13 protein-coding genes are annotated in these 12280 nt (G+C 36.1%); 10 read left to right on the forward strand and 3 right to left on the reverse strand.

The window, feature by feature from the left end:
• Positions 1–14: 14 nt before the first annotated feature.
• Both RM553_RS07220 and RM553_RS07225 read left to right on the forward strand, forming a co-directional pair.
• Positions 15–2093 (forward strand): protein-disulfide reductase DsbD family protein, encoded by a 2079-nt coding sequence (locus RM553_RS07220; RefSeq protein ID WP_241551301.1) that lies wholly within the window; start codon positions 15–17, stop codon positions 2091–2093.
• A gap of 73 nt (positions 2094–2166) precedes the next feature.
• Positions 2167–3594, forward strand: a complete 1428-nt coding sequence (locus tag RM553_RS07225; RefSeq protein ID WP_083645679.1) for a bifunctional metallophosphatase/5'-nucleotidase — start codon at positions 2167–2169, stop codon at positions 3592–3594.
• A 51-nt stretch (positions 3595–3645) separates the two neighbouring features.
• On the opposite strand, the gene RM553_RS07230 is transcribed toward RM553_RS07225, so the two are convergent.
• Both RM553_RS07230 and RM553_RS07235 read right to left on the reverse strand, forming a co-directional pair.
• Complete coding sequence (locus RM553_RS07230; RefSeq protein WP_083645678.1) at positions 3646–4173, reverse strand: DsrE family protein; 528 nt, start codon at positions 4171–4173, stop codon at positions 3646–3648.
• A gap of 28 nt (positions 4174–4201) precedes the next feature.
• The gene (locus tag RM553_RS07235) at positions 4202–5809 is read right to left on the reverse strand and encodes a bifunctional metallophosphatase/5'-nucleotidase (RefSeq protein ID WP_236995824.1); all 1608 of its coding nucleotides are present in this window, start codon (positions 5807–5809) and stop codon (positions 4202–4204) included.
• A 163-nt stretch (positions 5810–5972) separates the two neighbouring features.
• On the opposite strand from RM553_RS07235, the gene RM553_RS07240 reads away from it, so the two are divergent.
• Entirely contained in the window at positions 5973–7004 is a 1032-nt protein-coding gene (locus tag RM553_RS07240; RefSeq protein WP_083645676.1) for a c-type cytochrome, read from the forward strand.
• The gene (locus tag RM553_RS07245; protein WP_086047660.1) at positions 7001–8356 is read left to right on the forward strand and encodes an OprD family outer membrane porin; all 1356 of its coding nucleotides are present in this window, start codon (positions 7001–7003) and stop codon (positions 8354–8356) included. The genes RM553_RS07240 and RM553_RS07245 overlap by 4 nt, the downstream gene beginning before the upstream one ends.
• 31 nt (positions 8357–8387) lie before the next feature.
• Here the strand turns inward: RM553_RS07245 and RM553_RS07250 are convergent, their stop codons facing one another.
• On the reverse strand, positions 8388–8774 hold the full coding sequence (locus tag RM553_RS07250) for a DUF302 domain-containing protein (RefSeq protein WP_083645675.1): 387 nt from the start codon (positions 8772–8774) through the stop codon (positions 8388–8390).
• A gap of 143 nt (positions 8775–8917) precedes the next feature.
• Here RM553_RS07250 and RM553_RS07255 point away from each other — a divergent pair, with 143 nt between their 5' ends.
• From RM553_RS07255 to RM553_RS07280, 6 genes are all read left to right on the forward strand, one after another.
• Positions 8918–9280, forward strand: a complete 363-nt coding sequence (locus RM553_RS07255; protein WP_311534269.1) for a hypothetical protein — start codon at positions 8918–8920, stop codon at positions 9278–9280.
• Positions 9281–9342: 62 nt separating this feature from the next.
• Positions 9343–9750, forward strand: a complete 408-nt coding sequence (locus tag RM553_RS07260) for a DoxX family protein (protein ID WP_083645673.1) — start codon at positions 9343–9345, stop codon at positions 9748–9750.
• On the forward strand, positions 9747–10169 hold the full coding sequence (locus RM553_RS07265) for a DsrE family protein (RefSeq protein WP_083645672.1): 423 nt from the start codon (positions 9747–9749) through the stop codon (positions 10167–10169). Before RM553_RS07260 ends, RM553_RS07265 begins: the two co-directional genes overlap by 4 nt.
• Before the next feature lie 108 nt (positions 10170–10277).
• The gene (locus tag RM553_RS07270; RefSeq protein ID WP_083646226.1) at positions 10278–10715 is read left to right on the forward strand and encodes a DUF6769 family protein; all 438 of its coding nucleotides are present in this window, start codon (positions 10278–10280) and stop codon (positions 10713–10715) included.
• A gap of 73 nt (positions 10716–10788) precedes the next feature.
• Complete coding sequence (locus RM553_RS07275) at positions 10789–11973, forward strand: TolC family protein (protein WP_083645671.1); 1185 nt, start codon at positions 10789–10791, stop codon at positions 11971–11973.
• 15 nt (positions 11974–11988) lie between these two features.
• On the forward strand, positions 11989–12264 hold the full coding sequence (locus RM553_RS07280) for a hypothetical protein (RefSeq protein ID WP_083645670.1): 276 nt from the start codon (positions 11989–11991) through the stop codon (positions 12262–12264).
• Positions 12265–12280: the final 16 nt, after the last annotated feature.

A 12280-nucleotide genomic window follows, 5' to 3' on the forward strand; every position in this document is an offset into this window, starting at 1 on the left:
AAAAATAAGTCTTTATGAGATATATTAAATTCTTAATGTTCTTGCTGAGTATTTTCATCAGCTCCTTATCAAGTTATGGCCAGGTGATGGATCCACCGAATTGGGAGGTGTCTGTAGATAAAGAAAAACTAGAACCGGGAGATACGATCGTAATCAGTTTTCAGGCAGAGGTTCCTGCCGACTGGTATTTATATTCAAGCGACTTTGATCCCGAACTGGGACCGATGCTTACCGAGATTAATTTTGGTGAAAATCAATCTTATGAAGTTATTGGTGATCTCATCCCTGTTGACCCAAAAGAAAAATATGACGAATTATGGGGAGGTAAGTACACTTATTTTACGGGTATAGCTGAATTTCAACAGCGTATTAAGATTAGAAGCAGTGTACCCAAAATAGAAGCTGTAGCCATTTATCAAATATGTTCTGATGTTACAGGACAGTGTATCCCCTTTGAAACGGATTTGGTATGGAACAGCAAGAAAGAGGATTTTTTACAAAATCAGAGTGCCAGCATAAAAGATGGAAATGATCTTATATCCTCAAAAGAATTGAAATCTTTTAAGAATGAGTTTAAAATAGAAGAAAAGGAGGAAGGCGGAGCTTTCCTTCTTACCTTTTTTCTACTATCCTTTGGGGCCGGTCTGGCAGCTTTGTTAACACCTTGTGTTTTTCCTATGATTCCCATGACAGTAACCTATTTCACAAAATCTAACATCAGTCGGGCAAATGGAATAAGTCAGGCATTATTATATGGTTTTTCGATTATTCTGATTTATACGTTAATAGGAACAGTGTTTTCTTTATTGTTTGGTGCCGATTTCGCTAATTTTCTTAGTACACATTGGCTACCCAATCTTTTTTTCTTTGCAGTTTTTCTACTATTTGCACTATCCTTTTTTGGATTATTTGAGATCCGTCTGCCAAATTCATTTGTGAATAAAATAGATGCACAATCTAACAAAGGTGGTTTGTTAGGTATTTTTTTTATGGCTTTTACTTTAGTGCTGGTTGGTTTTAGTTGTACCGGGCCAATTGCAGGAACAATTTTATTGCAAGCGGCTAATGGGGAAACTATAAAACCCCTAATTGGGATGCTAGGGTTTTCGCTGGCATTTGCACTGCCTTTTACGCTGTTTGCAATATTTCCCCATTGGTTAAAATCATTACCCAAAAGTGGAGGCTGGCTCAATACGGTTAAGGTTGTTCTGGGGTTTGTGGAATTGGCATTAGCCCTGAAATTTTTGAGTATAGTGGACCAGGTTTATCACTGGGAATTTCTTGACCGCGATATTTATTTAGCTCTTTGGATTGTGATTTTTGCATTTCTTGGATTTTACCTGTTGGGTAAAATTCAATTTCCACATGAAAAGAAAACGGAAAGTGCTTCAGTATACAGAGTCATATCGGCTATATTAATATTTAGCTTTGTGGTCTATTTGATTCCGGGATTATTTGGTGCACCATTAAAACCATTAGCAGGATATTTACCACCTATGAGCAGCCAAAATTTTAACATGAATACTTCAACTCTGGTAAGTGAAAACGAAGTTGATAGTAATATTACAAATTGCGGAACTCCGAAATATAATGACCTTCTGGAATTACCTCACAATATCCAGGGATATTTTGATTATGATCAGGCATTGGAATGTGCGCAAAAGCAAAATAAACCCATTTTTATTGACTTTACAGGTCATGGCTGCGTTAATTGCCGTGAAATGGAAGCTACAGTCTGGAGTGATCCAAGGGTTTTGAAACGGCTGAAAAACGATTATGTGGTAGTAGCGCTATATGTAGATGAAAAAACAGAATTACCAGAATCTGAATGGTATGTTTCAGCCCATGATCAAAAAGTTAAAAAAACCATTGGCAAACAGAATCTGGATTTCATGATCCAAAAGCTAAACGCCAATGCGCAACCATATTATACGCTGGTTGATACTAGTGGCTCTTTATTGAGTGCTCCAAAAGGCTATGATCTAAATGTTGAAAATTTCGTTGAATTTTTAGACAATGGTTTAAAGGAATTCGATGCAAGACAAGAAAAGAATATTGCTTCGACAGGGATAATTCAGAATAAGGAGGATTAAATACAGTGTAGGGAGTATACTGATTTACTTAAAAATTTTGGAACACACGCTATTCTCTTAAAAAACAGATACTATGAAATTAAATGTTTTATTTATAAACGATGTACATGGTTATATCGCCCCACATCCCGAGCTATTTTATAATGAAACCGGGGAAGTGGTAGAAACTGCCGGAGGTTATGCTCATATTGCAGGATTCGCGGAACAAATTCGTAAAAGAAACCCTAATACATTATTCTTTGATGGGGGAGATACCCTGCACGGAACAAAACCTGTTGTAGATTCTGAGGGCAAAGCTCTTGTACCTATTTTAAATGCGTTAAAGCTTGATGCACTTGTAGGGCATTGGGATTTTGCCTATGGACCTGATCGATTGAAAGAGTTAAATACTCAACTGGAATTTCCGGTATTGGGGTGTAACATATATTCAGAAGATGGGTCAAATTTTTTACAACCCACTGCCATGTATGAAAAGGCAGGTCTTAAAATTGGCGTAATAGGTATTAGCGCTATGATCGTGGATAAAGTGATGCCCGAAAAGATGAGCAAAGGTCTAAAGTTTACCTCCGGTTTGGATGAAGTATCAGAATATGTAAAAAATTTAAAAGCCAGGGGATCTGATATAATAATCTTGCTTTCCCATAATGGGTTTCCGCAGGATGTTGAACTTCTGAAAAAAGTGGAAGGTATAGATATTTGTCTGAGTGCCCATACCCATAATAGAATTTATAAACCTATTGAAATTAATGGTACACGTATAGTACAATGCGGATGCCACGGCGCCTTCATAGGGAATTTTATTCTTGAAATAGAGGATAAAAAGATTAAAGCCTATGATTACGAACTTGTTAAAGTGGATGCTTCATTACCAAAAAATACCAAAGTAGACACCATGGTTCAAAATCTGCTAAAACCCTATCAAGAGATAAGAGAACTGGCTATTGGTAGTACTACCGAGACATTACATCGCTATAATACCATAAATTCTACTTTGGACGAATTATTGCTTCGATCGATTGCCAATAGTACCGCAACAGAGATTGTCTTTTCGAACGGATGGCGTTACGGTGCACCCATTCCCAAAGGAAATATTACAGAGAACGATTTATATAATATTGCCCCAATGAATCCTCCTGTTTCCACAGTAGAACTTACAGGTGCAGAAATTAAGGAGATGTTGGAAGAAAACCTGGAGCGTACCTTTTGTTGTGATCCCATTGGTCAAATGGGAGGCTATGTGAAACGTTGTTTAGGATTACAAGTAAATTTTCGCATTGAGAATCCTAAAGGTCATCGCATCCAGGAAATATATTTTAAAAGTGACCATATCAATTTTGATAAAATATATAAAGTGGGGTTTGTTACCACGCAAGGGGTTGCTCGTAAATATGGTAAAAATAGAAAAAGACACGAACAAACGGCCGTAGCAGCTATGAAGGAGTATTTGAAGAAAAATCCAGTTTTTACACCCAGCAAAGTTGGAAGTTTTAGGCTGGTTTGAATGAGCTTATTTTAGAAAAAATAAATTAATACTCCGCAAAGTTTCCTGAAATTAAGGAATCAATGCATAGCCTTTTAACTGATAGTTCGGTAAGACAGTTAAAGCTGAAAGAGCCATTTCAACATACAAATTGAGGTGTTCTTTTTCTATATTTCTTGAAGCCATAGCCTGCCCACAAACCAAAACTGTCACTCCGTTTTCTTTTAAAAGCCTTAATAACCCCATATTGGGATTTTGGGTTTGAAAACGCTTTTTATATTCTTTGTCAGTTAAAATCGCATAAGTGGCCTCTCCATGTAAAACAGCCACAATATCAATCTTTTCATTAGATATATTTCCGGCTTTTAGTATATTCAAGGTCCGGGCAATTCTCCATAACCCCACGTTAACACCTTCTTTTTCCTTTTCGCTATCAATATTAAAAATCATTTTATAGGTTAGGGAAGTGTCAGGTAATTCAGCTGCATCTTCAAAATACTTGATCTTCCCATAACCTTCTATTTCAGGAGTCTGCCATTCCTGTGCTTTCATTTGAAAACTGATTGTAAGAATTATTAAAATCTTTAATGTTGTTTTCATAAAAATCTTTTTTTAATCAAAGTAAAGATTATTTGGTAACGGTAATCTCTCCCATATTTTCAGGAAAATCAAGCTCAGCTACTTTTCTTAATTTCTCTAATATAAATTCAGTTAGAATTATATCTGTCTTTTCAATATTAGTGCCTTTTGAAAATTCTGCATAATTATGAATCCCGTTTAGCATACCTGAATGTGTGGCAATTTTATATAGCTTGCTATCTACTAAAGACTCATTGTTAATTTTTATATCTGATATCCGTTTTCCAATAGGCCTGGAAAGATCTACATGATAATGAATGCCCGATGACTGAATAAGACCTCCCACAATATCCAATTTATTTTCAGGCTTTAAATTTGTAGCCGTTTGCTCTAATGTTTTTCTTATCTGATCTCCCGTCATTTCCAGGGTCACAATTTTTGCAGGATGAGGGAGTAACTTGTATATATCCTCACTGGTAATAGTTCCCTTTAAGGAAATCCCATATCCCACACCGGGAAGAAATGCGGCATCAGTTTTGAAATTGTCCTTCATCAACGTGGTCACTACTTTATCAAAAGGGCTTTCAGATTTATATTGTCTTCCAATAATTGTATCGGTTTGTGTAATTTTTTCTTCTAGTTGGGACACAAATGGCTTACGAAGCTCTTTCACTAATTTCTGCTGTTCCTCATCTGCTGTATAGGTATCATGCCATAAATAGTGATATCGCGTTTTGATGCCAGACAATTTTTTATTTGTAATTATCATTTCAGTTTCACCTAATACTGCAGCATCAGACAAAGCCTGCACTACGTAGGTCTGGTTGATTTTAATTGGTGGTTCTATAACATCATGGCTATGGGCGCCAATAATTAGATCAATCCCATTTATTTTTTCAGCTATTATTTTATCTACCGCCATACCTTCGTGGGAAAGCAAAACAATAATATCGGCTTTGGTTTTCAATTCAGGAAGATATTTGTCAACTGCTTCTATCCCCTTAATAAATTTTAAGCCTTTGATATTTTTAGAATTTCCTGTTAGAGGAGTATTCCTATACCCAATTGGCAGCAAACCAATTTTTAAATCACCTCTTTCCAATATGATATAAGGATCTTGAAAGATTGGGCTTCCGGTTTCCTGATCTATTATGTTGGCTGCACGCATCGGAAAATTAGCCATTGTCTCCAGTTCACGAGTCCTCTCCAGGCTATAATCAAAATCATGATTTCCCAGCACCATCAAATCATAATTTAGTTTATTCATCATCAGAATCATCGCTTCACCTTTCGTTAAATTCCCTAACTGGTCATCACTAAAAGTATCTCCGCCATCAAGCAGAATTATATGGTCATTCCCTTTCTCTTTTCTAATTGATTTTATAGCCGTTGCCATCCAGGCCATTCCACCTATTTTTCCCTCTTTTTCAAATCTCATTAGATTATCAATAGAATCGCCGGTTTGAGCGGTGGCATTATCTAAAGTGGTGGTGAAAGGCATATAGGAACCATGCATATCATTGGTATGTAAAACCGAAACTTTTTTAACCTTATCTATATTATTTGAATTTGTTCCCACAATATTCTTAGCAGATTTACATCCCGCCAAAAGGATACAAGAAATCACTAACAAAACTGATAATTTAAGTCCTGACATATTATTCATGTTTAATTTTCATTCAAATTTTCGAAAATAGGATCTTCATTGCTATCCCCCTGTAACATTTGTTACATAGCTTTTTATAAGTAAGTTTTATGTTTGAAAATTATGCATTTATCTGGTTAAACCTGTTGATTTTGAATGTTTTTAGTTTATTGTTATGAAAGATTTTAGATCTTTGATAAGGTCCATTACATATTTTTTTAGCTCCTTAATTGCACTCATTGTAGTATTGTTCATTGGTATCTTTTTATTCGATTCCAATCCTTCCTTATTTATTAAAAGTGAGATTTCTTCGGAAGCCTGGCAACCTAAAGATGTTGATGCAGAGTTAGCCTCAGGTTTTATGCCTTCGGATGTAAAATATGGGTATCAGCTTATAGCCGAATCTTCGAAATATATGGGACCTCAGGCACAAGATCCTGGGATGCGTTATGCTGGCAACAACCTTGCTTGTATCAATTGCCACTTAAAGGCAGGTACCCAACCTGGGTCAGCCTCATGGGTAGGTGTTACTGAGCGTTTTCCTCAATTTCGTGGAAGATCCAATAGTGAAGGAACTATTGAAGACAGAATTAATGGCTGTATGCAACGAAGTATGGACGGGGAAAAACTTCCTACAGAATCCCGGGAAATGAAATCTATCGTGGCTTATATGAAATGGTTGGGAGAAGATTTACCAGAAGAAAGGGAAAAAGAATTTAAAGGTTTCCCTAAAATCAACATTCCTGATATTGCGGTTAACCTGGAAAAAGGTAAAGCACTATTTATTAAAGAATGTGCGGTTTGCCATGGGGAGGATGGACAAGGTCAGCGATTGGCAGATTCCACTAAAGGATATCAATACCCTCCTCTTTGGGGCCCAGACAGTTATAATAATGGTGCGGGAATGCACCGGGTAATAACCGCTGCCCAATTTATCAAGGGCAACATGCCTTTTGGCCAGGCTACCTGGGATAATCCTAAATTAAGTGATGAAGAGGCTTACCATCTGGCCGGTTATATCAATAGCTTTGAGCGTCCTCAGAAAAGTAATTTAGAAAAAGATTATCCAGATCTAAAATTAAAGCCAGTTTCAACCCCATATGGACCATGGGCGGATACTTTTTCTTCAACTCAACATAAATATGGCCCATTTCCACCTATTATGGAATATTACCAACAGGAATACGGCTTAACAAAAAATAAATGATTAGATATTTTTCCGCTTTAATAATTTTAGCATTCTTTAGCCCCACTGCGTTGATTTCACAGGAACTTGAAGAAGATAAAAAACGCAGTATCCTTTCCGGGCAATTGCGTTCTTACTATATGAATACTTTTAATAAAGGATCCTTAAAAGATTTCAAGGCCCTGGCAATAGGAGGGAAGTTAAAATATCAATTCATCCCGAACGAAAACTTAAATTTTGGGATTGCGGTTTATAATTCTACCAATTTGGGATTACAAAATTTGACAATTCCAGATATGCAAACAGGAAAATTGAGCAGGTATGAGGAAGGCCTTTTTGACCGTTTAAATTTAGAAAATAAAGCTATATTTTTAATTGGAGAACTCTATGCTAATTATAAAATTCAACAACACGAATTTAGCCTGGGTCGTATGAAAATTAAATCCCCTTTCGTCAACCCGGAAGATGGAAGGATGATTCCAAGTCTTTTTCAGGGGTTTCGTTATCAATATACCCCCACCAAAACCATACATTTTCAAGCAGGGATTTTTAATGCAGTGGCACCCAGATCTACTGGGGAATTTTATGGCATTGGTGAAAGTATTGGTACATATGCTACGGGTAGGGACTGGTCTGGTAATCCCGCCCAATATGCCAATAATACAGATTCGGATTTTCTTTTTATTGCCAATGCAGATATTAAAATTACAGAGAGCCTGAGTTTTGAAACCTGGAACTATTTTATAGAGAACGTATCCAATTCATTTTATTTGAAACCCAAACTTGATATTAACGAAAATGTTGATCTCGAAATGGAATGGTTGCATCAAAACAGGATTGGTGATGGTGGAAACTCGATAGATTCATTGCGTTATTTTCAAGCGAATTCATCGGATATTCTGGGCTTGAAAGTGAAATATAACTGGAGCGATAATACTTCTTTATCATTAGGCTATGACAGAATTCTTCCTCACGGTCAGTTCATTTTTCCACGAGAATGGGGACGGGAATTCCTATTTAGTTTTCAAAAAAGGGAGCGAAGCGAAGGTTCCGCAGACAACCATGCATTAATTATTTATTATGATGATACTTTTACTTTAGGCGATCCTCAGTCAAAAATAAAATCGGTTCTTAGTATAGGCCACCAATGGAAACCTTCAGTTTTAGATCCTGAATTAAATAAATATGCGGTACCTGATTATACCCATATAAATCTTGATTTATTTTTCTCTTTTAAGAAATTGAAAAACCTAAAACCGGAACTATTATTTGTAACTAAATTCGCAAATGGGGATTTTCCTGATAACCCAAATTTTTATCTAAATAAGACAGATTTATTTCACGTGGATCTAATTTTGAATTATAATTTTTAGAATATATTTTAACCTGCGTAAATAAGGAGTTCTATAGTTGGGTTAGTACCTTTTTCAATTTGTCGGCAATTTCATCGGCGATGTGCTCTAATTCTTCGTTTTCAACAGCCTGCATCGATGCCATTGGATTTACGGCGGCAACTTCAATTTTTCCCTTTTCCAGTTCCTGAACTATTACATTACATGGTAACATAGTACCGATTTTATCTTCTGCCTGCAAAGCTTTGTGAGCATAAGGGGCATTACAGGCTCCCAGGATACGATAGTTTTTAAAATCGATGTCTAGTTTTTTCTTAAGGGTTTCCGTAACATTTATTTCTGTTAAAACTCCAAAACCTTTTTTTTCCAGTTCATCGGTTACTTTTTTAATTACTGCCTCAAATTCGCCGGTAATGGTCTTATCAAAATAATATTTCATAGCTTTTATTTTTTAATTAAGTTTCAATATAAGACTATATAAAGAGATATTCAGTAACGATTGTTACATAAACTGAAGACATCTTTTTTATGTAACAAAGGTTACATGGCGTAGATATCATTTCTTATATATTTGAAATTCATATGCTAATAAAACAATATATAGCGATAATTATGCTGGTGATTTTTTCCGGAAAACTTATCACCATAGATTCTGAATTATTTAGTTTGTTACTTAAGACTAATGAAATTGTGCTATTAAACCCTATTTGTGAGAAGAAAAGTGACGATATGAAGAAATTGGGCTACCAATTTAAAGCTTCTTCCCGGGTGCATGTATTGAAACTAGCCAGGATCTGTTCTAATAATTATCAACAGCCTGTAGGAAAAGATATTCCTGAAGTTTCATACTCTGTAGATAAGCAATTCAAATATCGAAAACTTCAAAAAAGTAATGACCACTCTAAAAAATTATACCCACCTCCTAAATATTCAATGGTGATTTGACTAGAACTGGTTTAGATATACGTTATGCTAAACTAATTTATACACCTAAACTATTGAAATTAATGAAAGCAAAAATTTCTGTATCCTATAGATCGGTACAGCTATTTCGCATATTACTTAGCGGAATATTTTTAGTAGCAAGTTTTAATCATATTTTAAATCTTGAAAAGACATTAAACCGAATTGATCAGGCAAGGTTTAAAGGTATAGCCTACTTTTTTGGGAATCCGGAGTACCTGGTGATCATATCTGGAATAGTAATGATGATTGCAGGCTTTTTTCTCCTGATTGGCTTTAAGACACGCTGGGCAGCGATAGCTCTTGCTGCTGTTATTATACCAATTACATTAACCGTCCAGGTTGGACAAATTCACACTTTAGGACCTCTTTTTAAAAATATAGCAATCTTAGGGGGACTCCTGTTTTTTATATTAAACGATATTCAAACTTTTAAAAAAGAAAAATTATGAAAAAGCTAATTTTAGGATTATTTATCCTTACACTAACGTTCACAAATGTATTAAACGCGCAAACCTCCAAACAGGATCACCACTCACATAATTATGTGGTGCTCACTAAAAAGATCCCCCAACTCCAGCCAATAATTTTGACGGCTGAAGCCCTGGCGGAAGAAGATGGGAAGAGCTTTGGCGATTTTCAGGCGATCATCTGCGGAAAGACTGTTGAAGATCTCACTGATAAGGAAATGATGAAAAAATTTATTGAAAAAGCTCAAAAAGCCCACGTTAAAATTGTGGTGTGTGGGTTTTCTCTGAAAAAATTCAAAGTCAGTAAAGAAGATATTCCTGAGGAACTTGAAGTCGTAGACAATGGCATCTTGCATGATTTTCAACTTCAAAAGAAAGGCTATTTGAGTATAGAACTCTAAATAGTTAGATGTTTATTTAATTGAAGTATAAACCATAAGGGCTAAGGTTCTTATGGTTTATTTTATTATTTATCAATTCTCTGCTATAAATTGCTATTTTTGTACTCTGTGCAAATCAAAAATCAAATAAAAGCCTTATTTCTTCTCAGCATTTTTATGCTGATGTCCTTTCATCAGGTCATACCTCATGCACATCACGAACATAAGGAGAAGAAAGAGGAGATTGCGCATCATCATTCAGGTGAAGATCATCATCACCAGGATAAGAACGAAGAGAATAATTCAGGAGATTTTCTATCCTATTTATTAGCGATTCATTCTCATACCTCTACTTCCAGTGAAATTCTCGTTCTAAAAGAACATTCGGAAAATTTCAGATTTCAAAAGACAGAAATTAAAAAGAAAACCGATCAGGAATTTTATAATGTAGATTGGGTGTTAATCGATCAGGAATCACTGAAGTTAAAAATTTATCAATCTCCCAACCATTATTTCAATCCCTATTTATCCTTACTCTCGCTTCGGGGACCGCCCCAATTAGTTTAATCACTAAGTCGTGCCGTTGTTTTTTAACAGCAGGCAGACCCTTGTTTTATAGATTAAACTAAAATCAAAATTTATGTACAGATATATAGTTTCCGCTATTTGCGGAATCCTTATCTCTATTGGCTCTTTTGCTCAAAGTCCCGGAGTAAAAGGTGTTCTGGATGAAATAAGCCGGAATAACAGACAGCTTAAGGCTTACCAGTCATACATGGCCAGTCAGACCCTTAGCAACAAGACAGATAACAACCTTCAGGATCCTGAGGTTTCAGCCTTTTATCTTCCATTTGGAGAACATGAGACTGGTAATTATTCAGAATACCAAATCTCACAGAGGTTTGAATTCCCCAGCGTTTACAGTGCCCGAAGCAAAAGGATAGAAAGGCAGAAAGAACTACTTGAGTTTGAGTATAATGCCGTGCGGCAGGAAGTACTTTTAAATGCTAAAAAACAGCTTTTGGAGCTACAAATTCTGCAGAAGCGAAAGAAGCTGGAGCAGGAAAGAGTTGAGCAGGCCAAAGAGGTTTATGATCAGATCCGGCGTTTATTTGAAGCCGAACAGATCGGTATTTTGGAACTCAATAAATCTAAAATAGCCTGGTTGCAGGAACAGTTTGAAATAGACCAGATTAATATCCAGATCAGGAATACGCTTTTAAATCTTCAGAAATTAAATGGCGGAAATGCTGTTAATACAGATCAGATCCAGTTGATGGAAGATTCTGAATTAGCAACTATGCAGAGGCTATGGGAAGAAAAACTTTCCGCAGACGCAGAGGTTCAGCAATTAACTGCCCGTGAAGCTTTGGCTGAGCAGCAGGTAAAACTGGAAAAGAATAAGATCCTTCCCAACCTAAGCATAGGCTATAATTATCAGGGAGTGAATTCCAATAATTATTCCGGGTTCTTAGGCGGCCTTTCAATTCCCCTATGGAATAGCAATAATAAAGTGAAGGCAGCTAAAGCAAATCTCGAGTTTACCCAGGCCAATACGGGTGCCGAAACCGCTGAACTTTATACCCGGTTTCAGGAGAACTATCAGCAATATCAATTATTAAAAAGAAAATTTGAGGAATACGAAGAGACTTTCAAGGATCTGAATTCCGAAGAACTTTTATTCAAAGCCTACGAGCTTGGTGAACTTTCCTTTCTGGATTATTACCGGGAAGTTGAATTCTACAGGCAGGCTTACAATAAGAAGCTGGAAATGGAGAAAGAACTCCTTCAGCTAAAAGCAACCCTATTAAAACATCAATTATAATTAAAATTTAAAAATATGAATTTCAGGAATTTATTTTTCGCAGCAATATTAGTATTTGGATTTTCAGCATGTAGAGATACTGCCAAAGAGGATCACGGTCATGAGCATGAGGAAGGCACCGAAACTCATGAGGAAGATGCGCATGGACATCCCCATAATGAAGATGGAAGTCATATGGAAGGAGATCATATGGAGCAGGAAGAATTTAAAGTAGGTGAGGATTCATTGGAAATGCATGAAGAATCTGATCATCATACGCATGATGACGGAACCGAGCATGAAGATCATTAAAAAATAGAAATTTAAC

This window comes from Autumnicola tepida, assembly GCF_031846485.1.
In the GTDB taxonomy this organism is placed as follows: Bacteria; Bacteroidota; Bacteroidia; order Flavobacteriales; family Flavobacteriaceae; genus Autumnicola; species Autumnicola tepida.

What these genes read in the sequence shown, in the direction of transcription:
- RM553_RS07265 (WP_083645672.1), top strand. Translation starts at nt 9,747, where the DNA reads ATGAAAAAGCTAATTTTAGGATTATTTATCCTTACACTAACGTTCACA.
- RM553_RS07255 (WP_311534269.1), top strand. Translation starts at nt 8,918, where the DNA reads ATGCTAATAAAACAATATATAGCGATAATTATGCTGGTGATTTTTTCC.
- RM553_RS07250 (WP_083645675.1), bottom strand. Translation starts at nt 8,774, where the DNA reads ATGAAATATTATTTTGATAAGACCATTACCGGCGAATTTGAGGCAGTA.
- RM553_RS07275 (WP_083645671.1), top strand. Translation starts at nt 10,789, where the DNA reads ATGTACAGATATATAGTTTCCGCTATTTGCGGAATCCTTATCTCTATT.
- RM553_RS07245 (WP_086047660.1), top strand. Translation starts at nt 7,001, where the DNA reads ATGATTAGATATTTTTCCGCTTTAATAATTTTAGCATTCTTTAGCCCC.
- RM553_RS07280 (WP_083645670.1), top strand. Translation starts at nt 11,989, where the DNA reads ATGAATTTCAGGAATTTATTTTTCGCAGCAATATTAGTATTTGGATTT.
- RM553_RS07235 (WP_236995824.1), bottom strand. Translation starts at nt 5,809, where the DNA reads ATGTCAGGACTTAAATTATCAGTTTTGTTAGTGATTTCTTGTATCCTT.
- RM553_RS07220 (WP_241551301.1), top strand. Translation starts at nt 15, where the DNA reads ATGAGATATATTAAATTCTTAATGTTCTTGCTGAGTATTTTCATCAGC.
- RM553_RS07230 (WP_083645678.1), bottom strand. Translation starts at nt 4,173, where the DNA reads ATGAAAACAACATTAAAGATTTTAATAATTCTTACAATCAGTTTTCAA.
- RM553_RS07260 (WP_083645673.1), top strand. Translation starts at nt 9,343, where the DNA reads ATGAAAGCAAAAATTTCTGTATCCTATAGATCGGTACAGCTATTTCGC.
- RM553_RS07225 (WP_083645679.1), top strand. Translation starts at nt 2,167, where the DNA reads ATGAAATTAAATGTTTTATTTATAAACGATGTACATGGTTATATCGCC.
- RM553_RS07240 (WP_083645676.1), top strand. Translation starts at nt 5,973, where the DNA reads ATGAAAGATTTTAGATCTTTGATAAGGTCCATTACATATTTTTTTAGC.